Origin of the sequence: Kitasatospora sp. NPDC002551 (assembly GCF_040296005.1) — a bacterium.
In the GTDB taxonomy this organism is placed as follows: domain Bacteria; phylum Actinomycetota; class Actinomycetes; order Streptomycetales; family Streptomycetaceae; genus Kitasatospora.
Map to the genome: position 1 here is coordinate 1 of NZ_JBEOWI010000084.1, position 24,772 is coordinate 24,772.

General features: G+C 72.0%; 33 protein-coding genes and 1 pseudogene. 16 read left to right on the forward strand and 18 right to left on the reverse strand.

The window, feature by feature from the left end:
* Positions 1-78 precede the first annotated feature (78 nt).
* From ABT093_RS37720 to ABT093_RS37730, 3 genes are all read right to left on the reverse strand, one after another.
* Positions 79-1,464 (reverse strand): MFS transporter, encoded by a 1,386-nt coding sequence (locus ABT093_RS37720; protein ID WP_350571997.1) that lies wholly within the window; start codon positions 1,462-1,464, stop codon positions 79-81.
* Between the two features lie 426 nt (positions 1,465-1,890).
* Positions 1,891-2,403, reverse strand: a complete 513-nt coding sequence (locus ABT093_RS37725) for a DinB family protein (protein ID WP_350571998.1) — start codon at positions 2,401-2,403, stop codon at positions 1,891-1,893.
* A 191-nt stretch (positions 2,404-2,594) separates the two neighbouring features.
* A complete protein-coding gene (locus tag ABT093_RS37730; protein WP_350571999.1) occupies positions 2,595-3,437 on the reverse strand; it encodes an NmrA family NAD(P)-binding protein in 843 nt (280 codons plus the stop codon).
* A 64-nt stretch (positions 3,438-3,501) separates the two neighbouring features.
* On the opposite strand from ABT093_RS37730, the gene ABT093_RS37735 reads away from it, so the two are divergent.
* Positions 3,502-3,837, forward strand: a complete 336-nt coding sequence (locus tag ABT093_RS37735; RefSeq protein ID WP_350572000.1) for a winged helix-turn-helix transcriptional regulator — start codon at positions 3,502-3,504, stop codon at positions 3,835-3,837.
* A 70-nt stretch (positions 3,838-3,907) separates the two neighbouring features.
* Here the strand turns inward: ABT093_RS37735 and ABT093_RS37740 are convergent, their stop codons facing one another.
* Genes ABT093_RS37740 through ABT093_RS37750 form a run of 3 tightly spaced genes read right to left on the reverse strand, consistent with a single transcriptional unit; the run spans position 3,908 to position 4,876 of the window.
* A complete protein-coding gene (locus ABT093_RS37740; RefSeq protein ID WP_350572001.1) occupies positions 3,908-4,396 on the reverse strand; it encodes an NUDIX domain-containing protein in 489 nt (162 codons plus the stop codon).
* A 22-nt stretch (positions 4,397-4,418) separates the two neighbouring features.
* A complete protein-coding gene (locus ABT093_RS37745) occupies positions 4,419-4,625 on the reverse strand; it encodes a hypothetical protein (protein ID WP_350572002.1) in 207 nt (68 codons plus the stop codon).
* Positions 4,622-4,876 (reverse strand): hypothetical protein, encoded by a 255-nt coding sequence (locus ABT093_RS37750; RefSeq protein WP_350572003.1) that lies wholly within the window; start codon positions 4,874-4,876, stop codon positions 4,622-4,624. The genes ABT093_RS37745 and ABT093_RS37750 overlap by 4 nt, the downstream gene beginning before the upstream one ends.
* Positions 4,877-5,002: 126 nt before the next feature.
* On the opposite strand from ABT093_RS37750, the gene ABT093_RS37755 reads away from it, so the two are divergent.
* Positions 5,003-5,833 carry a helix-turn-helix domain-containing protein gene (locus tag ABT093_RS37755; protein WP_350572004.1) on the forward strand — a complete coding sequence of 277 codons (831 nt, stop codon included), beginning with the start codon at positions 5,003-5,005 and terminating at the stop codon, positions 5,831-5,833.
* A complete protein-coding gene (locus ABT093_RS37760) occupies positions 5,830-6,036 on the forward strand; it encodes a DUF397 domain-containing protein (RefSeq protein WP_350572005.1) in 207 nt (68 codons plus the stop codon). Before ABT093_RS37755 ends, ABT093_RS37760 begins: the two co-directional genes overlap by 4 nt.
* Before the next feature lie 97 nt (positions 6,037-6,133).
* Here the strand turns inward: ABT093_RS37760 and ABT093_RS37765 are convergent, their stop codons facing one another.
* Positions 6,134-6,280 carry a hypothetical protein gene (locus ABT093_RS37765; RefSeq protein ID WP_350572006.1) on the reverse strand — a complete coding sequence of 49 codons (147 nt, stop codon included), beginning with the start codon at positions 6,278-6,280 and terminating at the stop codon, positions 6,134-6,136.
* A gap of 50 nt (positions 6,281-6,330) precedes the next feature.
* Here ABT093_RS37765 and ABT093_RS37770 point away from each other — a divergent pair.
* The 3 genes and pseudogenes from ABT093_RS37770 to ABT093_RS37780 form a co-directional block, all read left to right on the forward strand.
* Positions 6,331-6,549, forward strand: a pseudogene (locus tag ABT093_RS37770) (Scr1 family TA system antitoxin-like transcriptional regulator); the annotation flags it as partial.
* Positions 6,539-6,745: a DUF397 domain-containing protein gene (locus ABT093_RS37775; RefSeq protein ID WP_350572007.1), complete on the forward strand. Its 207-nt coding sequence runs from the start codon at positions 6,539-6,541 to the stop codon at positions 6,743-6,745. The pseudogene ABT093_RS37770 and the gene ABT093_RS37775, both read left to right, overlap by 11 nt.
* A gap of 79 nt (positions 6,746-6,824) precedes the next feature.
* Positions 6,825-7,034, forward strand: a complete 210-nt coding sequence (locus tag ABT093_RS37780) for a DUF397 domain-containing protein (protein WP_350572008.1) — start codon at positions 6,825-6,827, stop codon at positions 7,032-7,034.
* 110 nt (positions 7,035-7,144) lie between these two features.
* On the opposite strand, the gene ABT093_RS37785 is transcribed toward ABT093_RS37780, so the two are convergent.
* From ABT093_RS37785 to ABT093_RS37795, 3 genes are all read right to left on the reverse strand, one after another.
* On the reverse strand, positions 7,145-7,684 hold the full coding sequence (locus tag ABT093_RS37785; protein ID WP_350572009.1) for a DUF6817 domain-containing protein: 540 nt from the start codon (positions 7,682-7,684) through the stop codon (positions 7,145-7,147).
* Positions 7,685-8,341: 657 nt separating this feature from the next.
* Positions 8,342-8,869, reverse strand: a complete 528-nt coding sequence (locus ABT093_RS37790) for a hypothetical protein (RefSeq protein WP_350572010.1) — start codon at positions 8,867-8,869, stop codon at positions 8,342-8,344.
* 308 nt (positions 8,870-9,177) lie between these two features.
* Positions 9,178-9,399 (reverse strand): hypothetical protein, encoded by a 222-nt coding sequence (locus tag ABT093_RS37795; protein WP_350572011.1) that lies wholly within the window; start codon positions 9,397-9,399, stop codon positions 9,178-9,180.
* Between the two features lie 390 nt (positions 9,400-9,789).
* Between ABT093_RS37795 and ABT093_RS37800 the strand changes: the two genes are divergently transcribed.
* On the forward strand, positions 9,790-10,245 hold the full coding sequence (locus ABT093_RS37800) for a DUF8189 domain-containing protein (RefSeq protein ID WP_350572012.1): 456 nt from the start codon (positions 9,790-9,792) through the stop codon (positions 10,243-10,245).
* A gap of 94 nt (positions 10,246-10,339) precedes the next feature.
* Here ABT093_RS37800 and ABT093_RS37805 read toward each other — a convergent pair whose 3' ends face one another.
* The 6 genes from ABT093_RS37805 to ABT093_RS37830 form a co-directional block, all read right to left on the reverse strand.
* Entirely contained in the window at positions 10,340-11,671 is a 1,332-nt protein-coding gene (locus tag ABT093_RS37805) for a hypothetical protein (protein WP_350572013.1), read from the reverse strand.
* Positions 11,672-11,954: 283 nt separating this feature from the next.
* Positions 11,955-12,488, reverse strand: coding sequence for a GNAT family N-acetyltransferase (locus tag ABT093_RS37810; RefSeq protein WP_350572014.1), 534 nt, complete (start codon positions 12,486-12,488; stop codon positions 11,955-11,957).
* Between the two features lie 149 nt (positions 12,489-12,637).
* Positions 12,638-13,162, reverse strand: a complete 525-nt coding sequence (locus ABT093_RS37815) for a hypothetical protein (RefSeq protein WP_350572015.1) — start codon at positions 13,160-13,162, stop codon at positions 12,638-12,640.
* 93 nt (positions 13,163-13,255) lie between these two features.
* A complete protein-coding gene (locus tag ABT093_RS37820) occupies positions 13,256-13,480 on the reverse strand; it encodes an e9imm peptide (protein ID WP_350572016.1) in 225 nt (74 codons plus the stop codon).
* Positions 13,481-13,770: 290 nt separating this feature from the next.
* The gene (locus ABT093_RS37825; RefSeq protein ID WP_350572017.1) at positions 13,771-14,418 is read right to left on the reverse strand and encodes a GNAT family N-acetyltransferase; all 648 of its coding nucleotides are present in this window, start codon (positions 14,416-14,418) and stop codon (positions 13,771-13,773) included.
* Positions 14,419-14,612: 194 nt separating this feature from the next.
* On the reverse strand, positions 14,613-14,990 hold the full coding sequence (locus tag ABT093_RS37830; RefSeq protein ID WP_350572018.1) for a hypothetical protein: 378 nt from the start codon (positions 14,988-14,990) through the stop codon (positions 14,613-14,615).
* On the opposite strand from ABT093_RS37830, the gene ABT093_RS37835 reads away from it, so the two are divergent.
* From ABT093_RS37835 to ABT093_RS37845, 3 genes are all read left to right on the forward strand, one after another.
* On the forward strand, positions 14,977-15,366 hold the full coding sequence (locus ABT093_RS37835) for a hypothetical protein (protein ID WP_350572019.1): 390 nt from the start codon (positions 14,977-14,979) through the stop codon (positions 15,364-15,366). The genes ABT093_RS37830 and ABT093_RS37835 overlap by 14 nt on opposite strands.
* A 63-nt stretch (positions 15,367-15,429) precedes the next feature.
* On the forward strand, positions 15,430-15,762 hold the full coding sequence (locus ABT093_RS37840; protein ID WP_350572020.1) for a cupin domain-containing protein: 333 nt from the start codon (positions 15,430-15,432) through the stop codon (positions 15,760-15,762).
* Between the two features lie 104 nt (positions 15,763-15,866).
* Positions 15,867-16,184, forward strand: a complete 318-nt coding sequence (locus ABT093_RS37845) for a hypothetical protein (RefSeq protein ID WP_350572021.1) — start codon at positions 15,867-15,869, stop codon at positions 16,182-16,184.
* Positions 16,185-16,733: 549 nt separating this feature from the next.
* On the opposite strand, the gene ABT093_RS37850 is transcribed toward ABT093_RS37845, so the two are convergent.
* Positions 16,734-18,272 carry a S8 family serine peptidase gene (locus ABT093_RS37850; RefSeq protein ID WP_350572022.1) on the reverse strand — a complete coding sequence of 513 codons (1,539 nt, stop codon included), beginning with the start codon at positions 18,270-18,272 and terminating at the stop codon, positions 16,734-16,736.
* Positions 18,273-18,679: 407 nt separating this feature from the next.
* Here ABT093_RS37850 and ABT093_RS37855 point away from each other — a divergent pair, with 407 nt between their 5' ends.
* From ABT093_RS37855 to ABT093_RS37875, 5 genes are all read left to right on the forward strand, one after another.
* Entirely contained in the window at positions 18,680-20,674 is a 1,995-nt protein-coding gene (locus tag ABT093_RS37855) for a polymer-forming cytoskeletal protein (RefSeq protein ID WP_350572023.1), read from the forward strand.
* Between the two features lie 85 nt (positions 20,675-20,759).
* Positions 20,760-20,972: a cold-shock protein gene (locus ABT093_RS37860; protein ID WP_350572024.1), complete on the forward strand. Its 213-nt coding sequence runs from the start codon at positions 20,760-20,762 to the stop codon at positions 20,970-20,972.
* 282 nt (positions 20,973-21,254) lie between these two features.
* Positions 21,255-21,827 (forward strand): dihydrofolate reductase family protein, encoded by a 573-nt coding sequence (locus ABT093_RS37865; protein WP_350572025.1) that lies wholly within the window; start codon positions 21,255-21,257, stop codon positions 21,825-21,827.
* Between the two features lie 82 nt (positions 21,828-21,909).
* Positions 21,910-22,428, forward strand: a complete 519-nt coding sequence (locus ABT093_RS37870; protein WP_350572026.1) for a GNAT family N-acetyltransferase — start codon at positions 21,910-21,912, stop codon at positions 22,426-22,428.
* Between the two features lie 118 nt (positions 22,429-22,546).
* Positions 22,547-22,849 (forward strand): DUF1905 domain-containing protein, encoded by a 303-nt coding sequence (locus ABT093_RS37875; protein WP_350572027.1) that lies wholly within the window; start codon positions 22,547-22,549, stop codon positions 22,847-22,849.
* A gap of 18 nt (positions 22,850-22,867) precedes the next feature.
* On the opposite strand, the gene ABT093_RS37880 is transcribed toward ABT093_RS37875, so the two are convergent.
* Positions 22,868-23,740, reverse strand: coding sequence for a GNAT family N-acetyltransferase (locus tag ABT093_RS37880; RefSeq protein ID WP_350572028.1), 873 nt, complete (start codon positions 23,738-23,740; stop codon positions 22,868-22,870).
* Between the two features lie 230 nt (positions 23,741-23,970).
* Between ABT093_RS37880 and ABT093_RS37885 the strand changes: the two genes are divergently transcribed.
* A partial coding sequence (locus ABT093_RS37885) for a CPBP family intramembrane glutamic endopeptidase (RefSeq protein WP_350572029.1) occupies positions 23,971-24,772 on the forward strand: 802 nt, incomplete at its 3' end.

Consider the following 24,772-nt stretch of genomic DNA (forward strand, 5'->3'; position numbering starts at 1 on the left):
CGCCTGCCCCGCCGCGCCCCCGGGGGCGGGCCGGCGACGGGGGGGAGGGGTCCCCGCCCACGGGTCACCAATTCACTCTCAGCGCACCGGCTGCGGAGCGGTGCGCGCGGGCCGGGCCACCCGGTCGGCGCGGCCGGGCGCGGCCGAGGCCGCACCGAGCGCCGTGCCGCGGGTCTCCTCGGCCCAGAGCACGGAGACCAGCAGGCCGCACGCGGTGACGGCGGCGGCGATCAGCATGGTCGGACCGGTGCCGATGCCGCTCAGCGACAGCGGCAGCAGGAAGGTGCCGACGGCCGCGCCGATCCGGCTGACCGAGGTGGCCACGCCCACGGCGGTGGCCCGGACCTCGGTGGGGAACAGCTCGTTGGGGTAGGTCCAGTCGAGCACGTTCGGCCCGCCGCACAGGAAGGCGTACGCGCACAGCGCGACGACCACGACGGCGGCCGGGGCGTCCGGCCACAGACCCAGGACGGCGAGCGGGACGATCATCAGCGCGAAGGAGCGGATGATCACCGGCCGGCGGCCCCAGGTGTCGATCAGGCGCAGCGCGGGGTAGCAGCCGAGCAGGAAGACCAGGCTGATCAGGCCGGTGCCGAGGGTTTCGAGCACGGTGCCGCCCGGCATGCCGAAGGCCTCCAGGAGCTGCGGCCCGAAGGTGAGCATCGCGAACAGCGGGCCGACCTGGCAGAGGAAGAACAGCCCGCAGAACAGCGTCCGCCGCCGGTAGGGCGGGGTCATCAGCAGCCTCAGGCCGGTCGGGGCGCCGGGGGCGGTGGGCTCGGGCATCAGCTCGCGGCCGTCGACCTTCACACCGAGGTGCTTCTCGACCAGGCGCACGGCCTCGCCGACCCGGCCGTTGGCGGCCAGCCAGCGCGGCGACTCGGGCGAGCCGCGGCGGATCACCAGGAACACCACGCACAGCAGGGCGGAGCTGCCGAGCATCCAGCGCCAGCTGCCCGGTCCGCCGAACGTCAGGAAGAGGTAGCCGGTCAGGTAGGCGAGCACGGCGCCGGCGTACCAGGCGACGATCTGCTGACCGAGCAACCGCCCGCGGTGCTTGGCGGGCAGCCACTCGGCGAGCAGGGACGTCGCGATGGGGTAGTCGGCGGCCACCGCCATGCCGAGCACGAAGCGCAGCAGGGCGATCGCCCAGACCGCGTCGACCCAGAAGGACAGCACCGAGCAGACGATCATCACGAGCAGGTCGGCGGTGTACATCACCTCCCGCCCGATCTTGTCGGTCAGCACGCCGAAGAGCGCGCCGCCGACGAACATGCCGACCAGCGCGGCCGCGCCGATCAGGCTGACGTCGGCGGTGGAGAGCCCCAGTTCGGGGCGCATGCCGATGAGGGCGACGCCCACGATGCTCAGGATGTACCCGTCGAGCAGCGGTCCACCGGAGCAGGCGAGGGCGAGCCTGCGGTGGAAGGCGGTATACGGGGCGTTGTCGATGGTGCGCGACATTCGTTCGGGTCCTCCGGAGCGCACCGCGTGCAACTGCACGCGTGCGCCGCGTAGACGGTCGTTGGCGGCCCGCCGAGGAGGCCGGGCCACTCGCCCGGGGTCCACCAGGCGACCGTCCACAGTTGCCCGGCGCCACACCGTGACCCCCGGGGCCGAAGGTCAGCGGAAAACAGGGCGAAAGTCCTGAATCGGACGGGCCCTCGGCCCGTACACAACGGCCTTCCGCCCCGCAATACCGGGCCGCACCCGCCCCGGGAGCGCCTCACCCCACCCGATGTGACCCTCGGCACTCCGGCCTCCGGGATCGGCCCCCGGAGGCCGAATTCGCTCGCCCCGTGGTCGCTGCATCATCCGGAGAAACGGCCCTGCCGACGACCGGCGCGTACGCGCCGGTCGTCGGCAGGGCCCGACGCTGCCCGGTCCGCGCTACACGCCGGTGGCGCCGTCGATGCGTTCCCGCACCAGATCGGCGTGGCCGTTGTGGCGGGCGTACTCCTCGATCATGTGGACGTAGATCCAGCGGAGGTTGACGTCCTGCTCCATGAAGCGACCAGTGTCGGTCAGCGCACGGTCGGCGCAGAGCTCGCGGGCGCGGGCGATCTCCGTCTGCCAGATGGCGAGGGCGTCGCCCAAGGTGGCGCCCTCGGCCAGTTCGAAGCCGCCGTCGGGGGCAGACGGGTCGGCCTGCGGGTCGAAGATGGGCGGGGCCTGTTCTCCGGCGAACACTCGGCGGAACCAGTTCCGTTCCACCTCTGCCATGTGCTGTACGAGGCCGGTCAACGTGAAGCCGGACGGCGGCACGGACGCGACGGCCGCCTGCTCGTCGTCCAGGCCCTCGCACTTCATGGCCAGAGTGGTGCGGTGGAAGCCGAGCCAGCTCTCCAGCGTGGTGCGCTCGTCGGCGTTCAGCGGTGGCATAAGGCGTTCGACGGTGCTCATTGGTCGATTATCGCCAGCGGTCGAAGCCATCGGCAGGCAGGGCCGACGACGGGGCGAACGTTTCCTGATACGGCACTGGTGTCGTCCCGCGCCGGCTGCACCCCGAGCGCCGCCAGGCCCCCACCGGTCGAACACGTGCCCCGCGCCGTCCGTACGGCGCGGGGCTGGTCGAGCGTGCCGGGGTCGGCCGGTCAGAGGCCGATGTCCGTCAGCCACTGACCGGTGGTACGGGTGGTGAGACCGAGCAGCTTCCGGGCGGAGTTCTCGGGCGTGATCGAGAGGTCGGCGAGCGCGCTCAGCGCCTCGTAGACGGCGGCGACGCCGGCGGCGGGGCCTTCGCCGATGAAGGGGGCGACCGAGGCGCGGAACTGCTCGGGGGTGATCGGCTCGAAGACCACGTCCTTGCCGAAGTGGGTGCCGAACGCCGCGGCGAGGTCCGGTCCGGTGGGCGCCGGGTACTGGCCTATGGAGACGCCGCCGGTGACGTCCGGGCGGTCGAACAGGGCGACGACGGCGTCGGCGATGTCCAGGTGCGACGCCCAGGAGACGGGGAAGTCGGCGCGGATCGGGTAGGGCAGCGCGCTCCGCTCGTGCACCGTGCCGATGACGAACGGCAGGAGCAGGTTCTCCAGGTACAGCGTGGGCTCGATCACCGCGTGCGACACCCTGCTGTCCGCCAGGCCGCGGACCAGCTCCGAGGCCGCGCCACCGGTGCCCGGGTCGGTCGGGGCACCGCTGGTGGAGAACACCACGCGGGCCGGGCGGGCCTCGCGCAGGGCGGCGAGGATGTTGCGCGCATACGTCCGGCGGTCCTCTTCGGAAGCCATCGGCAGGTGGACGAACACGCCCTCGGCGCCGCGGTAGGCGCGGGTCAGCTCCGCGACGGAGTCGTATCCGGCCACCACCACGCGCGCGCCGTCCACCACGGCGTCGGCGTTGCGGGTCGGAGCGGTCACGGACTTGCCCGCGGCGGCGAGAGCGGCGACGACGGGGGCACCCTGGGCGCCGGTGGCGCCGTGAATCACGTAGGTCATGGCGCCATTAGTGCATGCAGTGCACCAGTTACATCAACTGCACTAATGGGTTACGGTCGACAACGTGACCGAATCCCGTCTGCCCGAGTGCGGTGTCGCCCGGTTCCTCGTCCTGCTCAACGGTCCGTGGGCCACCCTGATCGTGCGGGAACTGCTGCACGGCCCCCACCGCTTCAACCAGCTGCGCGAGGCCCTGCCCGGGATCAGCCCGCACACCCTGACCAGCCGGCTGCGCCAGTTCGAGCGACACGGCATCGTCACCCGCACGACCTACGCGGAGATCCCCCCGCGCGTCGAGTACGCGCTCACCCCGCTCGGCGAAGGCCTGCGCGACGTCCTCGACGCCATGGGCACCTGGGCCACGGCGGTGCCGGACCCCGCGGCCGACGCCACCGGCTGACCCACTGGTCCTCAGGCGTTCCCGGGGCCCGGAACCAGCTGGTTCCGGGCCCCGGAGCACCCGCCTCTGACTATTCGGCGGGGGTGCCGCGGAGGAGGAAGGGGAGGTGGATGCCGCGGGTGAGGGCGGTGAGGGCGTGGGTGGTGCGGCGGTGCTGGTCGGGGGCCATGGCGTCGGGGAGTTGGTGGGGGTGGAGCCAGTGGAGGGCGGTGATGGTGGCGGGGGGCTGGTGGCGGGCGACGATGTCCTCCTGGGAACTGGTCAAACGACCGCCCCAGTAGACGAAGTTGATGCCCTCGGGGAGGTTTCGGGCGTCGACGTAGTCGGTGGCGAGGATGTGGCGCAGGGGGAGGGCGAGGCCGGTTTCGGTCTCGGTGTGGCGGCGGGCGGCGAGGTGGGGGAGTTCGTTGGCCTCGGCGCTGCCGCCGGGGAGGATGAGGCCGGTCTTGTAGGTGGTGGCGACGAGGAGGACGGCGCCGTCGCGGTTGAGGATGAGGGTCTGGTGGCCGAGGCGGCGGCGGGGCGGGTGGGTGAGGATGGCGGGGAGGGTGTGTGGCATGTGGTGCTCCTGAGGGGTGGGGTCAGTTCTCGTCCGGGTCGTCGGAGGAGAGCCAGGTGAAGCAGGCGGGCAGGCCGGCGCAGACGCCGGCGGCCAGGACGAGCCCGAAGATGAGGAGTTGGGGGCCTGGTGGTCCGTTGCGGATGGGCCAGCAGACGAGGGTGGCGGCGAGGGCACTGAGGGTGGGGACGCCGAGGAGGGCGGCCGCCAGTTTGAGGGGGCGGTTCACGCCACGTCGGCGGTGCGGGGCCGGCTGGGGTGCTGGACGGTGGTGAAGCGGGGTTCGGTGAGGGCCTGGATGTGGTCGGGTTTGGTGGTCCACTCGCAGCCGCCGCCCTCGGGCCGGAGGTAGGCGAGCCCGGCGAGGGTGTCCATGTAGACGGCCTCGACGGGCCGGCCGGAGAAGTCACGGTGCCCGAGGTCGAGAACGACCTCCCCCACGGTGGGGGAATAGGCAGGAATGCGGGGGCGGCTGGGCATGTTGGCTCCATTGGTTGCGCAGGGTCCCGGATCTCTCACGGGGTGTAGCCATAGTGACCCGTTCCGGTTTACGATGGCCAGGGTCTGAACGTTGACCAATTGGGCGCGTGAAAGGTGCCAGCGTTCATGGACGAGCTCGTTGTTGACGCGGTGTCATCTCCTGCCGTTCGCTTCGGTCTGGAACTTGCCAGGTTGCGACGGGCGCGAGGGTGGTCGCAGGTCGGCCTGGCGAAGCGCATGGGGTACTCCAACACCCTGGTCTCGTACGTCGAACGAGCGAAGCGTCCTCCAACAAGGAACTTCGCTGTTAAAGCCGACCAGGTATTCGAAACCGGAGGCACGTTCTACGAACTCTGGCGCAGGCACGCGAAGGCCAGCCTGCTGGAGGGCTTCCCGGAGTTCGCCGACGGCGAGGCGAAGTGCCGTCGTCTCCGCGAGTTCTCGATGATGATCGTCACCGGGTTGTTCCAGGTGCCGGAGTACGCCGAGGCGCTGGCGTATGCGGCGGTCCAGCGAGGGGCGATCACCCAGTCCGAGGCTGAGCAGCGCGTCGAGTTCGTGTTGGCCCGGCAGCGCCTGTTTGACAGGAAGAGCCCGCCGCTGATCCACATGGTGATGGACGAGACATGCCTGGTCCGGTCGATCGGGGGGCGGCCCGTGATGGTGAAGCAGTTCGATCGCATTGCCGAGCTCGCTTCCCGTCCGAACATCACGGTCCAGGTGGCCCCGTTCTCCCTGGGTGAGCACCTGCCATTCGCGCTGCCGGTGACCTTGCTTGACCTGCCGGATGGATCGGTCGTCGGCTATGCCGAATCGCATGCTCGTGGCTACCTTGAGCGGGTCCGTGAATCGGTCAAGGCGTGGGAGAGGCAGTACGATCAGTTGGTGGTGGAGGCATTGCCCAAGGCGGCCTCCCTGGCGCTGATCCACAAGGCTCGAAAGGAGCTAGCCCCATGAACCTCGACCTGTCTGGCGCATCCTGGGTTAAGTCGTCGTACTCCACGAACGGCGGTCAGTGCGTGGAGGTCTCCGCGAGCTTCCCGGGCGCTGTTCCCGTCCGTGACTCGAAGAACCCCGAGGGCCCGGCCCTTGTCTTCCCGGCCTCCGCCTGGCGCTCTTTCGTCGCCGGTGTGCAGGCGGGCGAGTTCGGCAACGTCTGACGCAAGCTCATCGCGAGGGCCCCGACCGGATTCCCGGCCGGGGCCCTCTGCTTGCCGGCGCCGCTGAGGGCGGCAGCGAGCAGTCTGAGGGCTTGGTTCACGCCACGTCGGCGGTGCGCGGCCAGCTGGGGTGCTGGACGCTGGCGAAGCGGGGTTCGGTGAGGGGCTGGATGTGGCCGGGCTTGGTGGTCCACTCGCAGCCGCCGCCCTCGGGCCGGAGGTAGAGCCCGGCGAGGGTGTCCATGTAGACGGCCTCGGCCTGCTTTCCGGAGAAGTCACGGTGTCCGACAGGAGCGACCCCTCTCCCACGCGGTCACCCTGCTCACCCTCCCCAACCGGGCGATGGTCGGCTACACCGAGACGCTGCAGCGGGGTTATCTGGAGCAGGACTCCGAGACGGTCGCCGGCTGGGTGAGAAAGTACGATCGGCAACAGGTGGACGCACTTCCCCGGGCGGACAGCCTGGCCATGATTCACGGGGTACGGAAGGAACTTGAACGCCATGCACGTTGACCTGTCGGGCGCCAAGTGGCGCAAGAGTTCACACAGCAATGGCGGGGGCGGGTGCATCGAGGTCGCCGACGGCTACGCCGGTGTCATGCCCGTCCGCGACTCCAAGGACCCCCAGGGCCCGGCTCTCGTCTTCCCGGCCTCCGCCTGGCGCTCTTTCGTCGCCGGCGTGCAGGCGGGCGAGTTCGGCACCGTCTGAGGCAAGCTCATCGTGCGGACCCCGACCTGGAATCCCGTTCGGGGTCCACTGTTTGAGGCGCCGCGCTACCGTGTTGGACATGAAGCCCATCGCCTTCACCCCCGTGCACTGGCGCAAGAGCTCCTACAGCAACAACGGCGGCCAGTGCATCGAGGTCGCAACCTCCCACCCCACTGCCGTCCCCGTCCGCGACTCCAAGGACCCCGACGGCCCCGCCCTCCTCTTCCCCACCCCCGCCTGGCGCTCTTTCGTCGCCGGCGTGCAGGCGGGCGAGTTCGGCACCGTTTGACGCAAGCTCATCGTGCGGACCCCGACCGGGAAATCCCGGTCGGGGTCCGCTGTTTGAGGCGCCGCTCTGCCGCGTTGGGCATGAAGTCCAACGCCGCCACTCCTGTGCAGTCAGTGGTCGGCCTGGTCCAGCACACTGCGGCAGTGAGCCCAGGCCGACTCGGACAGCAGGGGCTGCCATCGGGTGAACAGGTCGAGCAGGTCCGCGCCGTGGCGGAGGCGGGCCTCCGGGCTGACTGCGGCGATGTCCAACTCGTTGGCGGCGGTGATTTCGGCGAAGTCTCGACGCGCTTCGAGGCTTGGATGCAGCGGTGCGCCGGTGAACCGGTCGACGAACGTGCCCCGGTCATCAGTCAGCCCCTGGTAGGAGGACTTGCGGTCGCAGGAGGCGTAGAAGTGGACGAGTGCTTCGGCCTCGGCGCCGATCGCCTCGACCAGTTCGGCCCGGCGCTCGACATCCAACAGCGCGACCGGGAACCCGTCGGTCCCGTAGAACGCGTGACAGAGCCCGGCCGACACCAGCGCCGGGCGAGCACCCCACGAGGCGAGAAGGGCGCTGACTCGCCGCAGGTGCGCCAGCAGTGTTCCGCCGGGGTGTTCGATCCCCTCAGCTCCCACCGCCTTCAAGATCGCCAGTGCCTCTGCGGTCATCTCAACACCACCCGTTCGAACGATCGTTGTCTGATCCGAAGCGCCGATGATCGTAGAACAGAAAGATGCCGATCACGCTGCGGTCGCCTCGCCGCGCTCGACCAACAGGCCGCGTTCGAAGCATGCTCCGGCTCGAAGGAGCGGAACCAGGTGGCGGGACCCGAGATCAACTGTGCGGACCCCGACCGGATTGCCGGTCGGGGTGCGCTGTTTGAGGCATGGTGCTGAGAGACCATCAGTCGGCACTGAGCTGAGAGCCCGCTCAGTGCCGACTGATGCTTCTGCCTGAATGCCGGCCCTCCGTGCTGGCGGCGCTTCAGCGCGGCCAGGTCGCGCGGGCCTGGGTGCTGGCCACCGAACTCGCGGTGAGGTCGCACGCTGATGTCGCGTGGGCCACGGTCGACCGCGCCCTTGCCGCCGCCCAGGCCGGCGGCGACCCGGTCGTCCTGGGCGCGGCGGCGAGAGTGCTGGCGATCACGATGCGGCGGGCCGGTCGGGGTTGTGGTCCTGCCTGCAGTGATCCTACGTCGGACAACGTCGAACTCTCCCGCCCGGTTGGCAGGGACAACGGCGCACGCCGGCAGAGGGGTGATCGGCCCCGATCGGGTTCCCGGGCGGCGTCGACGAGGTCTTCGTCGACGCCGGGGACGTCGAAGGTCATGCCAACTCCAGCAAGGGGGACATGAGCATCGGCTCGATACTGGCCGATACGAAGAATGCCGCGAAGGCGACGACGGCCGGATCAGCGCGATGGAATGTCCACGATTTCCCGACAAAAGCCGCACATTCGGCCCCCGTGGCGTCCCTGATGGAGTAGCGCGGCCGCCCCACCTTGGCCGTGATCCGGTTGCCACCCCAGGTCAACGCCACAAAGCGCTTGGACGGCCGTAGCGTGCGAGCGCCGGAGAGGTGACCCGGAACGCCTTGGAGGAGGACGGTCGATTCAGCAGCCACCCGCTTGCGTGCCCCGTAGCCAGGCACTCCCATGTCGTCCACCAGCAGCAAATCAGCTCCGTCCAAAACGAACTCCCACCTCTCCAAGAACTCCCGAGGGTGGGCTGATGCGCTCATCGGCCCCCGAATGACATCGATCATTCCGAGCGGAGAGGTGATCTCCGCCAGCTTCCTTCGTTCCTTCGTCCGAGCCATCCAGTGTCGCCCGGGTGCCAGGACCTTCAGTTCCACTCCTGCTCCCCATGCTCGCTTCCGATACTGATGCCGGGTGGAGGCGTCCACTCACGGATGCCTTCACCCGGCCGCCGGATCCCCGGCCTTCAGAAGGCGAACTCCATCCACCCGAACTGCTTCCTCGGATCATGCTGCGGATCGGCCGGGTGGAGTAGGTGCTCCGCCCGGCCGACTCACCGGCATGTGCTCGGATCCGAGGTTCCGCCGATCCGGCTTCCCCATGGACTGCTTCCTCAGTGGCGCCCGGGACTCCGGACAGGTGTCAGACCGCGCGGGGTCAGGTTGCGGGCCGTGTGCTCGGAGCCTCAGGGTTCCTCGCTGCCGTCCCGTCCCGTGCGGACGAGGGATGCCAGGTAGTGGACGAGGCCCAGGGTGGCCGCGGCGAGGATCCCTCCGGCGCCGGCCCGAACCGAAGTTCCCACGAGGGAATCAGTGGACAGCATGCCGACCGAGTAGAGGCTGAGTACCACCAGGGCGGTGAAGCAGAGGACCGCTGCAAGGGCTTTGGCCAAGCGGGAGTGGATCATCGTGCTCTCTCCGGATCTCGTGCTGTGTTCGAAGGACTCATATTTCGATCAATCTGGGCGCTTGTCGTACCAGCTGCGGGAATTCGGCCTGTCGGGCGCCCTGTCGCCCATGGGCCGAATCGCCGGAAATCTCCCGGTTCGGCGGAACTTTCCGATGGCGGCCCGGGATCTGGATTTCCCGCCTCCATTTGTAGCGGGAATCCGCGGCTCGGCGGAAGAGGAGCGCCGGGGGCCTTCGGCTGCCGGCGCCGCTGCTGCCGTCCGTGATCCGAGGGGTCGGAAAGTCCCTGGGGAGATTACCTCCCTGGGGGTACGGGCCGGTGAAGGATCTCTGACACACTCCCAGCTTCCCGGCGGAGATTCCCCGGGATGAATGGGACAGGTGGGACCTTGAAGACGAAGGTACGTCTGATCGCGCTCCTCTTCGCTGTCGTCGGCGGGCTGTTCGGCCTTGCCGCGCCCGCGCACGCCACGGCCAACAACTACGTCGACATCGAGGTGGGCGCCGCTCCGGGCTACTACGACGGCGTCAGCGGCTGTACCGCGACGTTCTCCTACGGGGCGCCCTCCCGCGTGCTCCTGTGCGGGAGCCAGACCACGATCGTGACCTGGGCGGACGGCCGCAAGGAAGTCACCGGGCTGGGCACCGACCACGCCGTCTGGACCTCGGCGCAGACCACGGCCGGGGGATCCTGGGCCTCCTGGGTGAGCCTGGGCGGCAGCGGGCTCGACCTGAAGTACGGAGTGGCCTGGCCCAATCCGTCCAGCGTCGGCGCGTGGAGCGGCGACTACCAGTTCTGGTGCCGCACCATGAACGACGGCTGGGGCCCCTGGCACCTCTGCTGACCTCGGGCCTCCGGGCAGCAGGCCCGAACCCCGGGACGGTTCCGGCGTTCTCCGGAACCGTCCCGGTGGGTGTCTCTTCTTCTCTCCGCAGGCTCTACCCGAGCACGTGCACGATCCCGCCCAGCAGGTGGTGGACAGCCGCCCGCAGGGGCAGCACGAGTGGTCCCGCGACCACGGCCACGGTCAGGGCGAGGGCCAGCCGCGGAGTCTCCCGCCGGTGCGGGAGGACGCCGAGGAGGAGTACCAGCGAGGCGATCACCAGGGGCGGCCCCAGCGCCACCACCCAGGCCGGCAGCGGACCGAGGGTCACCGGGGAGCTCAGGGCACCGGACAGGCCCAGCCAGCCGACCGAGAGCAGCAGGCTGAGATCGATCAGCCGGGGTACCGCCGGGGACACCCGGACCCGGCCGTCGAGCTTGCGCCGGAACGAGAACACCATCAGCAGCACCATGACGGACAGGACGGCCAGTTCGACGCGCAGGACGCCCGGGAGGTCGGGCGGGGGAAAGCGCCCGGTGCTGAAGATCCAGGTGACGGCTGCGGCGGGCACACCGAACAGCACGGCCCAGAGCAGGCACATCCGCAGGACCAGGGCCGGAGCGGGGCGCCAGATGCTGCCCGCCGGTGGCACGGTCCGGTCCCGCCCCCGGGTGAGCAGCGCGGCGATCAGCGCGTCCTCGGGCCGGCTCTCCCCGTCGTTCCGCGGTCCCTCGCCGCGCCTGCGGAAGCTGTGCTCCAGTGCCTCGCGGCGCCGGCGCACGGCATGCGGCCGCTGCTCGTGTCCGCGGCTGACGGCGCCGAGGTAGCCGAACACGAGGAGGACGGCGCCGACCGCGCCCACCGCCGGCAGCCGGCCGGCGGGTCCCTCGCCGCTGGGCGGCGCCATCCAGGCGGCGGTGAACGCCACGACGAAGACCGCGAGCAGGGCCATGCCGCGGACGGCGTCGAACGGGGCGGTCAGATCCGAGCGGCCGACTCCGGCGGACGCGCCCACCACCAGCCAGAGCGCGGAGAGCAGTAGCCACTGGGTCGCGACGGCCATCGGCAGCAGGTCCGGCAGCTGTCCGGAGAGGATGTCCCCGACGGCGGCGCCGAACGAGCGGGACTGCCCGCCCGTCCCGAACGCGTAGGCCAGCAGGAGCAGCAGCAACTGCGCCACGCCGAGCAGGCGGCCGGTGTCGTCCCAGAAGTCCCGGGAGGCGACGGCGCGGGCGATGGGCCCGGCCTGGACGCCCAGGAGGATGAGCGCCAGCAGGACCGGTATGGCGATCGCGCCGAAGGCGGCGTCCGGGTCCATGGTGGTCAGATGGGCGGGGATGCCGAGCGCGTCGGCGACGTGCTGCCCGCCCCGGATCACCGCCCCCATCCACGCGGGTCGGGATTCCTCCGGCACCGTGGCGGCGCCGATGACCGTGAGCGCTCTCACCCGTCCCCCCTACGCTCGCGCCTGGACGGCGGCCCCCGTCCCACGGGCCCGGGGCCGGCGTTCCGCCTTCGTCCGGACGGGTCGTGACGTCCGGACGCCAGCCCAAGAGTGCCGCTGCGAAGGGTGGTTGGGAACGGCGATCGGGTCCCGTTCACCGAGCGGGGACGGTCCTGTGACAGTGCGACGGCACCGGGGGCGCGCCCGGTGCCGGTGGTGCGGGAGAGGCGAGTTCGAGACCCGCCTGACGCGAGCTCAGTTCGTGTTCCCCGTCCGGGAATCCCGGTCAGGCGACGTACTGGTCCGACGACAGCTCGAACACCCGAACCCGTCGGCCGCAGGTGGGATTCACGGTCTCCCGGACCGGGCGCATCCCCAGCTTGACCATGATCCGTTCGGAGGCGTCGTTGCCGATCTGAGCGATGCTGACGATCCGCTCCAGCCCGCGCTCCTCGAACGCGAACCGGACGGCGGCCGCGGCCGCCTCGGTGGCCAGGCCCCGCCCCCAGTGCGAACGCCCCAGCCGCCAGCCGACCTCGACCGCCGGCAGCACCTCCGGCAGGAAGTGCGGCACCGAGAGGCCGGTGAACCCGGCCAGTTCGCCGGTGGACCGGATCTCCACGGCGAACAGGCCGAAGCCCTGGGACTCCCACTCGCTCTCCCACGCCCGGATCCCGTCGCCGGTCTGCTGCTCGTCACGGACGCTGCCGTCCCGGATCCACCGCATGACCTCGGGATCGGCGTTGACGGCGGCCATGGGAGCGACGTCCTCCTCGCGCCAGCGCCGCAGGATCAAACGGGGAGTCTGAAGGATGACCATCCGACCATTCTGGGGTCGCACCCGGGCTCTCCGCCATCCGCCCCTGGCACGTTGGAGCCGTGGGTGTCCTCGCCGGCAGCCGCGCCGGATCCGGGCCCGCGTCGCCGGCTACGACGCGGGCCTGCGGGGGCGCTACGTGGTGCCCGGGCTCAGAACGTCGGGCAGATGTGCGTGCGCACCGCCGCGAGGATCTTGGCGCTCTTCTCCGGGCCGAAGCCCTGGGGGTGCTGCGGCGAGGTGAAGCGCTGGGCCGTCAGCTCCACGAGCTTCGCCTCGTCCTTGGAGTGCTGGGCGACCGAGCTGCACTGGTCCCGGCCGCGGCTGACCGCCCGGTCCGGCTTGTCCCCGACGATCTCCGGGTCGATGGCGGTCAGGGCCGCGATGTACTTCGCCGTCGTGGCCGCATCCGGCTTCGGGGGCAGTCCGCCGGGCGCGGCCGACGCGGGCGCGGGCGCGGCCGGGGTGGTGCCGGCGGGCGCCGGTGCCTGGGTGCTCGGCGCGGCCTCCGGGGCGGCCGGGGCGGGCGGCGCCGAGGTCGGCTGCGCCGCCGCCGCGGTGGTCGACGCGGCGGTGCTCTTCGCGTCGGTGCTCGCCGCCGTGCTGGAGCAGGCGGTCAGCCCGGCGGCAAGCAGGGCGGCCGCCGTGACGGCGAGGCCGGTGGTACGGGTGCGCATGGTCTTCCTCGGAACGCAGGGGTGTGATGAGCGGACCATATCCTGTTGGCCTACGACGAAAGCCCGCCGAGCGAGGCGGGAAGCGGCCCCTTGCTACAGGGCGAAGGGGCGGTAGCCGAGCGCCTGGTCGACCACCTCGGCCGCCGTGGGGTCCGGTGCCCCGGGCCAGAAGATAAGCCCGGCGACGTGGCCGCGCGGGCAGGCGAGGCCTCGGTCGAGTGCCTCCAGCACCGCGTCCGTCCCGGCCTCGTCGGTGTACCGGCCGCCCATGATTCCCTGCACCAGCGCGATCGCGCTCGCACGGTCCAGCGCCGTCACGGCCACCCTTCCTGAGCTTGACGCCTGGGCACGATCCTCCCACCTGCACCGACGCGCCGGCGCTGCCGGGCCCGGAGCCGTTCGCCGGGCCCGACGCGATTCGCCGCGCCCGGGATGTCGAGATCCCACCGCCGGTACCGACTCCGGGGTGAGCGGCGCCCACGAGGCCCGCGGCCGCAGACCGAGAAGGCAGGAACGAACGTCAGGCGGGAGCTCGTGCAGCAGGCCGTCGACGAGCCGTCCGGTGACCCCGGACGTCCCGTTCTTCAGGGCTCCGCCGGTCCGGGGGGTCACCCCAGGCCGAACCAGGGCAGGCACTCCCGCAGTCCCTCGATCGTCACGGGGACCCGCCGGTGTTCCCGCCACTGGTCGGAGGTGAGCCGGAGCCGGCGCAGGACGGCGGCCCGCCCGCGGACGACATGGTGCTCGACGCCGTCCTCGCGGTACCCCAGCTTGCCCGACACCCCCAGCGACGCGGTGTTGTCCGCATAGGCGCCGGAGGTGGCGTGCCGCGCGTCGAGCCCGGCGAAGGCCAGGTCGAGCACCGCGGCGCGCATCTCGGTGCCCAGGCCCCGGCCGTGGTGCGTCCGGCCGAGCCAGGAGCCGGTGTGGACCTCACGACGGATCGCGAAGTCCCGGGCGCCGATGCCCTGGGTGCCCACGACGACGCCGTCCTGCAGCACGACGAGGTTGAGCTCCCAGTTCTCCGGCTGCCACACGCCCCAGCAGCGCCAGTGGTACTGCAGGACGCTCCGCGCCCGCGGCTCGGGCGCCACGTCCGTCCAGGCGACCGTGAACGGCTGCACGGCCGGGTCGTGCACGCCCTCGGCGGCGAGCGAGGCCAGCGCGGCGAGTTCCTCCGGGCCGGGCAGCCGCAGTTCGAGACGGGGGGTGGTCAGCCGCAGTCCGGTGAGCGGCCAGTGCGTCAGCAGGCTCATGCCGAAGGATTCTTCCGGTCTCCTCCCGGTGCGACCACCGGATATCGCCGGGCCGCCCGCCGCCGCGTTCGGTTGCGGCCCGGTGACATGGAACGCGCGGTTCCGTCGACTTTTCGCACTAGTTTCGATCGTGCACGCCGCCACGCGGCCCCCGAAGTCCCCGCACACGGGGGGACGGGCCGCCGTGCGCGCCCTCACCCGTACTGCGCCCAGGAGTACCGCATGTCCCGCTCGACGACCCGCCGTGCGACCGCCGTCCGTACGCTGGCCGGCACCGTCCTGGCCGCCGTGCTGATCGTCCCCGCTGCGACGGCCTGCAGCTCCACGGCCGCCGCGCCCGCCACCGCCGAGGGCACCGGGCCCGCGACGGCGGTCACCACGGCGCCGACCACGTCGGCCGCGCCGGCCGCGCCGACCAGGCCCACTGCCCCGGCGACGCAGACGCAGACGCAGACGCCGACCCCGCCCGCCTCGCCCAGGCCCACCACGCCGGCCACGCCGTCGGCCCCGTCGGCCACACCCGCCAAGCCGAAGCCCTCGGTCCACGGCTTCCCCCTGGTGGACGGCAGCACGGCCGAGGTCCAGCAGAGCGGGCCGCAGACCTACACCGCCAGGATCGTCAACAAGGGCACGGTCCTCGCCACCTTCGGGACGAAGGACACCGACGCCGGGCTGAACGCCAACGGCATGTTCGTCGTGCTCTCGCTGGACGGCCAGGTCCACTCCTGGATGGGCGGCGGTCACCAGGGACCGGGGACGTTCAAGCTCGCGGGCGGCTGGACGGCCAAGGTCACCGAGGTCGGTGAACTCCACTACCGCGCACAGATCCTCGGCCCCGACGGCGCCGTGCACGGCACGCTGGAGGCCGACCAGCACGACGCCGGAGGCGTCGCCAACGGCGTCTACATGGTGCTCTCCGCCGGGGGCGAGATCAGCGCCCACCTCTGAGCGGCGCCCCGTGCCACCGGAACCGTGACCCGGGCCCGGCCCGGCGTGGCAGGATCGTCCGCCATGCAGATCATCGACAGCGGGCACTTCAGGCCCGGCAACGACGGTTCCGCCGACTACGCGGAGCACCTGACGGTTCCCGCACTGAGCTTCGGCACCTACTCCGTTCCGGCGGGCGCCGTGGACGGGCAGTCGCCGCACAACGAGGACGAGATCTACGTCGTGACCCAGGGGCGGGGCTCCTTCACCGCCGGCGGCTCCACGGTCGAGGTCGGCCCCGGTACCGCCCTCTTCGTGCCCGCCCGGGAGGAGCACCGCTTCCACGACGTCACGCAGGACCTCGTGGTCCTCGTCTTCTTCGCCCCGGCCTACAGCGGCGTGCCGCAGGACTCCTGACGGCGGCGGACGCCCGCCTCGGCGGCCTCGGCCCGGCGCGGGCTGACGGGCCGTAGACTCGGCCGCGAGCCGAACGGGACAAGGGCCGAACGGGACAAGGGCCGATGGACTACTGCCGCCACGAGCTGAGCAACTGCGCCGAGTGCGCCCCGCGCACGCGGCCCGGGAGGGGCGCGCCCGGCGCGGAGTGGGAGGGCTGGCCGGCGTCCGCGATCATCATCCACGCCAGTCGGATCGCCCATCTGCCCGGCTGCGGCCACATCGTCCCGGCCGACGTCCGACCGCCCGTCTACGGCTGGGTGCTCGCCCCCTCGCCGGGGACGTGGCGCCGGCTCTCCGACTCCAGCCCGCTCCAGGCCACCGAGGGCAACACCAAGCGCACCGCGGTGAGCCGCTGCCAGACCTGCGACGCGACCCAGTAGGCCCAGCGGGGAGCTCAACTCCTGACGGCGGCGCGGCGCGAGATGTCGGCCTGCCGAACGGCGCGCTCGGACCGGACCGGGTTCGTAGGGGACGAGGCTGAACGTCCGCAGGCCGAGCCGGTCGAGAGCCTTGAGGCCGGCCACGTTGCCGACCCGCTCGGCGCCGACGCCGAGGGCGGCGCCGATGAGGTGCCGCATCGGCCACAGCCGGGTGCCGATGAGCACGCCGTGCGTGGCGACCTCGCCGGGCTCCCGGTCCCAGGTGACGGCCGCGATCCGCTCCAGGGACAGGGTCCGCCTCTCGGCGGGGTTCCGAAGCGCTCTCTCGACCGATTCCACGGCACATCCCTCCCGACGCACGGTTTCGCGCCGACCCTGCCGTGCGTGGCGGCGTAGCGGTCCGGTGGTGTGGAACGCGCGGCTCCGTCGACCTCCCGCACTGGGTTCGACCGTGCTCGCCCTCGCCCCGCTCCTGCGCGACACGCCCCTGACCAATTCGGACGGGGGCGTGTCGCGCGGGCAGGAGGAGCGGGCTGGTGGCGGCGCCGGCTACTCGACCGCGCGCAGTGCGTCGACGATGCCGAAGCCGTAGAAGCCGTTGTGGCGCCTGCCGCCCGCACAGGTGGCGTCCACGACGCCGTCGCCGTCCCCGTCGTACGGGTCGGCAGGGCAACCCGGGTTGTCCGCATGGGCCTTGAGCAGAGCCTGCAACTGGGCCGGTGTCGCCTGCGGATGGGCCGACTTCAGCAACGCCGCCACCCCGGCGACGTGGGGCACGGCCATGGACGTGCCCTGGTGGTAGCCGTACTGGTTGTTCGGCAGCGTCGACAGGATGCCGCCTTCCCCGGACGGCGTGTCCGAGGCCACGTACCGGTCGCCGCCTGGCGCCGCGACGTCGATCACGCCGAGGCCGTAGCTGGAGTAGTACGACTTCGCGCTCGCTGGGCCGGTCGCGCCGACCGTGACGACGCCCGGCAACTGCGCGGGCAACTGCGGGCACCTGCGTGGGTCGATCGTCCGGTTCCCGGGGGTGGAGTCGTTGGGGCCGCCACCGCTGGTGAAGGCCCTGGCGGCCAGGTCGTGGTTGGAGTTGCCGGCCCCGGCGAGGTTGAGGGTGCCCTTGCGCTGCGCGTAGAGCTGGGCGCGGTTGACCGCGTCGACGATGGCCTTCTGGTCGGGGTCGTCCAGGCAGTTGTACTGCCACGGGTCCACGTAGTAGCTGTTGTTGGTGATCTGCACACCGTGGTCGGCGGCGAACACGAAGGCGCAGACGACGCTCTCGGCGTAGATCAGCTGGCGCGGGGTGGGCTGGGAGACGGTGATGCCGGCGACCTTCACGCCGGGCGCCACGCCCGCGACGCCGGTGCCGTTGCGGGCCGCGGCTATCGTGCCCGCCACGTGCGTGCCGTGGAAGTGGTCCGCGGTCACCGGCCGCCAGGAGCCGTAGGCGGTGTCGGCCTTGCCGCTGACGCAGTTCGCGGACTGCGACGGGGAGAAGTTCGCGGTCAGGTCCGGGTGGGTGTCGTCGACGCCGGTGTCTATCACGGCGACCGTGACGTTCCCGCTGCCCGGGTTGATCTTCGCCGCCTTGTCCGCGCCGATCGCCCGCAGGTCCCACTGCTCCGCTTCGAGGGGTTCGGTGCCGTCGCCGGACACCTTCCCGCTCGTCGCGGCCGCGGCCGCGACCTCCGCCTCGGAGAGGTACCGCACCGGGCCCTCGTCGGCCGTCGCCGCTGTGCCCAGCGGAGCGGTCCGCGTGGCGCCCGCCGACCGCACTCCGCGCACCGCGCGCAGTCGCTTGCCGAAGTCGGGGTTCGCCGAGTGGGCGACGATGACGCCGATCCCGTCGTACGTGGCGACGACGGTGCCGCCGGCCGCGGTGACGGCCCGCCGCACCGCGGCGGTCGTGCGGCCGTCGGTCTCGGTGTTGACGACGTACGACAGGGATTGGGCGTCCCCGGCCTGCGCGGCCGACTGTGCTCGTGGCGTCGCCGAGGCCGGCGTGGGGAGGGATCCGAGCGAGGCGGCCAGTGACAGCACGATCGGTACGGCCAGGCCGAGCGGGAGTAAGGAACGTCGTCTTGCCATCTGGTCTCCACATCATCATCCGGGTGGGGGACCCGCCCGAGGACGGAGCGTCGGTCGGGCAGGCGAATGACTGGTATGACGGGTGGTGCCCGAGTGAAGCTATCCCGCCCCCTCGCCAACCGGCAATGAGTCGGCGGCGACTGACAACGGGTGCGCCGATCCTCACGGTCGCCGGCGATCGGCCCCACCTGGAGGCCGCGCTCGCCGGCCGCCGCCGATCCCGTGGTTCCGGACAGCCGGGGGCGGGTTCGGGCCAGCCGCGCCGGATCGCGGTTCGTGGGCCGCGGGTCGGCACGTACCGTCGAAGGGCGCGTCGGCACCGTTCTCCGCGCATGCCCCGTACCGGTCCTCCACAGCGCGTCGTCCGCCCGCATCGTGTGAATCGCCGAGGTAGGGAGTCCTTCATCGTGCCCGCTCTGCTGAAGTACGAGATCGTCACGGATCCGACATCGCTCCAGGTGTCCACCGACGGGGTGCCGTCGGTCGGGACGGTGTACGTGATCGCCTCCAACACCCACCAGGCCGCCGTGGACTGGGAGTACATCGACATCGAGGTCCCGGTCGGCAAGGACGCCGAACACCTGACGGACAACCCGGCGGCGATCCGCGCGACCGTCAGCAAGACGGGGAACCGCAAGTGGCGGGTGACGCCGACCGTCGTGTGGGACGGCCAGGACCGGTTCCGGGCGAAGGACCCCGGCGAGGACAAGGTGACGCTGCGCGGCCACGAGGCCCTGGTCCTGAAGCTGGAGAACATCCCCGTCTCCGGGGTGGAGGGCCTGGTCCTGCTGACCATCCACGAGAAGGCCGAGGGCGGCGACAACGTCGTGGCCGAACGGTCGGGCCACTACACCACCGTGCTGGGCGTGGCCAAGCAGACCTCGAAGGCGCCGCGCAACTTCCGGGCGGAGAAGTCCCTGCTGGACGTGGACGCGGGGGAGACCCTCGTCCTGGAGTGGGACGGCCCCAGCAACCTCGACTACTGGGTCCTCGACGCGGAGGGCGCCCCGATCGAGCACATCGTGGCGTCCCTGCAGGGCCCGGTCGTCCAGGACGGCTACTCGGTGGTCGTCGACACGCCGAAGCGGGGCACCACCTACACCCTGGTGGCCGCGGCGGCCGGCGCCGACCGCACGCAGGCCGGCTTCTTCCTCACCACCACCGTCCACGCCCGCATCCCCGAGTTCGAGAGCGGCACGCGCGCGCTGTGGATCGAGGGCACGGCGGCCAGGGGCCGCGTCGGCTTCGTCGCGGACGGCGTGGAGATCCGGACCGACGCCCACGCGCCCGGCCGGGTGGCGGCCGACAGCGCCGACGTGCAGAGCGTGAAGACGGTGCTGGTGCGGGGCCGCGGGGACGCCGACGGGTGGATCGACTTCCCCGAGACCGGCATCGACGTCTTCCACGGCCTCCAGCGGGACCTGGGCACGGTCGACGCCGACACCGTGCGGACGAGGCTGGTGCACGGCCGCGAGGAGGCCGACGGCGGGATCGACTTCCCGCGGAGCGGCATCAACGTGTTCCGCGGTCCGCAGCGGGAGGCGGGCAACGTCACCGCCCACCTGGCCGACGTGGACGGCGTGAAGACCAGGTGGGTGCAGGGGCGTGACGACAGCGCCGGGTGGATCGACTTCCCGGACGCCGGGATCAACGTGTTCCACGGCTCGCAGCGGGACCTGGGCACCGTCACCGCCCACGGGGTCCACAGCGCGTGGGTGCAGGGCCCGGACGGCAGCGCCGGGTGGATCGAGTTCCCGCCCGCCGGGCTGAACGTCTTCAAGGGCGAGGGCAGCCGGCAGTGGGGCACCGTCGCGGCCGGCAAGGCGGACCTCGACGACCTGCTCACCGCCCGGGCCGTGGTGAAGGAGCGCCTGACCATCCAGGGCGGGCTGACGGTCGGTGACGTGCTGGAGACGCAGGAGGGCCCGGCCCGGCTGGTCGTGCACGGCCGGCTGGAGGCGCAGGACGAGGTGCACGCCGGCCGGGACCTGGTGGTCGACGGCAGCCTCACCGTGCACGGGGACGTCCGGCCGCTGCGGAACCTGGAGGTCGGCGGCACCGTCAGCGCGGGCGACCTGACCGTCGGGGGCAAGCTGACGACCAGCGGCGACTACGCCCTCACCGTCCACGGCGACTCGGTCTTCGAGGGGAAGGTCAACGCCAACCGGCACCTGTCCGTGCGCGGCGAGAGCGGGTGGATCCTGCACGTCAACGACGAGAAGCTGGCGATCCAGGGCGACTTCTGGGTCAGCGGGCAGTCGCTCTTCCACGGGAAGGTCAACGCCAACGACCACCTCTCGGTCCGCAGCAAGAGCGCCGGCTGGATCCTGCACACCAATGACGACAAGGTGGCGATCCAGGCCGACCTGCGGGTGCACGGGGCCTTCCGCGCGGACAGCTGACGGCACTCGTCACGTTTCGTACGGGCTCGACGCCACTGCGTGAGAGACTGGCGTGGTCAGCGTGATCCGCATGCAAGGAGAAGACATGGCCGAGCGCGAGAACGGCACCGTGAAGTGGTTCAACGACGAGAAGGGCTACGGCTTCATCACCCCGGAGTCCGGTCCTGACCTGTTCGTGCACTTCAGGGCGATCGAGGGGAGCGGCTTCAAGTCCCTCGTCGAGGGCCAGAAGGTGACGTTCGAGGCGGTCCAGGGCCAGAAGGGCATGCAGGCCGACAAGGTCCAGGTCGTGGCCTGACGGAGGCGCTTCCGAACGGGGCCCGCGCGATGCGCGCGGGCCCCGTTCGGCGTTCCCGTGCCCGGCGGCCTCTACACTTTCCGCCACGGCGGCGGCGTGGTCCTGACGTCCCACCACCTCTTCGGCCCCGGCCCCGAAGGGGCCGAGCCCGCCTGGCAGCACCGGCTCACCGGCGTCCTAGCCCGACCCCCGGCCCCCGACCCCCGACCCCTGACCCCTTTCCCCGACGCCTGATCCCTGGTCCTTCCCGAACCGCAGTCCCACACTCACCGAGGAATCACCATGCGCACCCTGATCAGCACCGCCTTCATCTCCCTCGACGGCGTCGTCGAGGCCCCCGGCGGCGAACCCGGCTACCGCAACTCCGGCTGGACCTTCAAGGACGTCGAGTTCGTCCCCGAGGCCTACGAGATCAAGGGGCGGGAGCAGGAGGAGGCCACCGCGATGCTCCTGGGCCGGGTCAGCTATGAGGCGTTCAGCCAGGTCTGGCCGGACATGGCGGAGTTCGCCCGCTACAAGGAACTGCCCAAGTACGTCGTCTCCACCACCCTCGCCGAGGACGACCTGGTGGAGAACTGGGGCGAGACCACCATCCTGCGCTCGCTCGACGAGGTCGCCGCCCTGAAGGAGACCGAGGGCGGCCCGATCATCGTCCACGGCAGCGCCTCCCTCAACCGGGCCCTCTCCGACGCCGGCCTCGTCGACCGCTACCACCTGCTCGTCTACCCGCTGCTGCTCGGCGCCGGCAAGCGCCTGTTCAGCAGCACGGACAAGGACGCCCAGAAGCTGAAGCTCGTCGAGCACGAGGTCTACTCCAACGGCCTGCAGAAGCAGATCCTCGACGTCGTCCGCTGACGCCGCCGCCGACCCCGCCGCCGACCGGGCCTTCCCCGGCACCGCCGGAGGCCCGGACGGTCGGGGATGGCACGATGCGGGGATGACCGACCATCAGAACACCGTCGTCCCGCTGGAGAGCTACGACCTGGCCGAGATCTTCGGGGACACCCAGGACACCTTCGGGGTCGCCGCGCTGGGGTTCACCTGGCGGCCCAAGGAGCACCACGTCGGCATCCGCGACGAACCGGACGGCCGGCTCGTCGCGCACGCCGGGCTGGTCGTGCTGCCGCTGTCGGTGGGCGGCCTGCGCACCGACGTCGTCGGGCTGGGCGGCGTGGCCGTCGCCGCCGACCGGCGCGGGACCGGACTCGCCCGCGCCGTGGTGGACGGGGCGCTGGCCCGCGCCCGCGGCCTCGGCCCGCACCTGGCGATCCTCTTCTGCCGGCCCGACGTGGCCGGCCTCTACGCCCGCCTCGGCTGGCACCCGCTGGAGGTCCCCGTCGAGGTCGAGCAGCCGGCCGGCCCGACGGTGATGCCGCTGCGCACCATGTGGTTCCCGCTGCGCGAGGGCGCTCAGTGGCCCGAGGGCGCCGTGCGGCTGCACTCCCTGCCGATGTGAGGGAGCGCCGCCGATGTGAGGGACGGCCGCCGACGCGAGCGCGGGCCGCCGATGTGACGGCACGCCACGGGGGCGCGTGCGGGGCCGGGTTGTCAGTGGCGCGTGCGATGCTTGGCCGGTGGTGTTCGATTTTGAGGCCGAGCTCTGGATCTGGGACGCCCGGCGCGCCGACAGCTGGACCTTCGTCAGCCTGCCCGTCGAGGCCTCCGAGGAGATCCGCGACGTGGCCGCCGGGCCGCGCCGCGGCTTCGGCTCGCTGCGCGTGCGGGTCACCCTCGGCAGCAGCAACTGGCAGACGTCGATCTTCCCGGACAGCAGCCGAGGCTGCTACGTCCTGCCGGTCAAGCGCGCCGTCCGCACCGCCGAGGACCTCGAACCGGGCGACACCGCCGCCGTCACCGTCGAACTCCTCGACCTCTGAACCACCGGCCCCGGCCCGTCACAGCATCCGCTGGTACTGGAAGGTCACGTGGGTCGGCCGGTAGCCCAGGGCCTGATTGACGCTCCGCATGGCGGCGTTCTCCTCGGCCGTGTCGGTCACCAGACCGGCCAGCTCCGGGTGACGGCCGCGCGTCCGGCGGATCGCCTCGGCCTTCATCCGGCGGGCGAGCCCGTGGCCGCGGTGCTCGGGCAGGACGGCGGTGCCGTAGTGCAGACCGTCGCCGAGCCCGTCCGCCGGGACGACCAGCTCGCTGAAGCCGGCGATCGTGCCGTCGGCCACGGCGAGCGCCGCCACCGTGAGCAGGTGCTCGCCGCGCTCCGCGACGGCCCGGGCCACCGCCCGCAGCCGCTCGACGTCCCAGGTCACCGTGCCGTGGTCGACCTCACCCATCGGCATGTCGTCCATCGCCCGGCGCGCGGCGGCGTACGACGCCGCGAACCCGTCGGGGACGGTGCCGTCCCAGGCCACCAGGCGGTAGCCCCCGCCCGCCTCCTCGGCCGCCCCGCCCCCGCCCGCCGTCGCCAGGTCCAGCCGTGCGTGCCGCAGCGTCAGCGCCTTGCGGAACCCGCGCGCCAGCAGGAACGCCTCGCCCGCCGTCCCGCACTCCGCCGGCGCCACCACGGCCCGCCGCCCCTCCGAACGCGCCGTGGCCAGCGCGGCCTCCACCAGCCGCGACCCGACACCGCCGCGCCGCTCCACCGGATGCACCCGGACCGCCAGTTCCGCCAGGTGCGCCTGCCCCGGATCGGTGAGCAGGCGCAGCGACGCCGTTCCGACCGGGTTCCCCTCCCCGTCCGCCGCGAGCCAGACGAGCCGCCGGCTGTACGGGCCACGCTCGGGATCGGCCAGAGCGGTGATGCGTATCGACAAGCTCTCTCCAGGTCAGCACCGAAGGTCCGCCGAACGACGAACCGGGGCACCTTACCCGCCGCCGACCGGTCGGAAACCGGTGGCCGGGGGTGCAGGTAGCTGTACCCCCCTCGGGCAGCTGGCTGCAATGGCAGGGCTCGGCCGGGACGGAAGAGTCGACGTCGCAAGGACGTGATCGGGCGGACCGGGAGGCGGACGACATGCGGGGACGGGGAGCACGGGGACAGCGGGTGGCGTGGAAGGCGGAGGCGGTGGTGTTCCTCGCCGTCGCCTTCCCCGCGGCCGGGGCGCTGGCGGCGCTCCAGCCGGCCACCGGGATCCCGGAGGAGGTGGTCCAGCTCACCCAGTTCGGCCCGGCCGCCGGGGTGCTGGTGGCGGCGCTGGTGTGGCCGGAGCGGATCCGCGGGCGGCTGGCCGGGCTGGGCACCGGTGCCCGGGCGACCCGCGCGGACACCGCCTGGGCGGGACCGGGCCGCGCGGGGTGGTGGCTGCTGCTCACCGCGCCGCTCGTCATCGTGACGGCCGCCGGGGCCTACGCGCTGCTCGACGGTGACGCCCGGCTGACCGACCCGCGCTCCCTCGCCCACCCGTTCACGCTGATCGTGCTGGCACAGCTGGTCGGGGCGTGCGGCGAGGAGATCGGCTGGCGGTGCTTCCTCCAGCCGCTGCTGCGCACCCGCTTCGGGCCGCTCGCCGCCTCGGCGCTGGTGGGCCTGCTCTGGGGCGGGTGGCATGTGCAGGTGTTCGCGCGGCGGCCCGGGTACGCGGCCGGGTTCCTGCTGGCCACGGTGGCGATGTCGGTCGTCCTCGGGCTGGCGCTGGAGGGCGTACGGGCGAACCGGCTGCTGCTCGCCGGCGGCTTCCACACCCTGGTCAACCTCGGGATGCTGCTGACGATGGACGAGGAGGGCGGCACGGTGGCGCCCATGCTGCTGTTCGGCGGCGCCTGCCTGCTGGCGGCGGTGGCGGGGGGGGGGGGGGGGGGGGGGGCCCCCCCCCCCGGGGCTGAGGACAGGAAACCACTCACCAAAA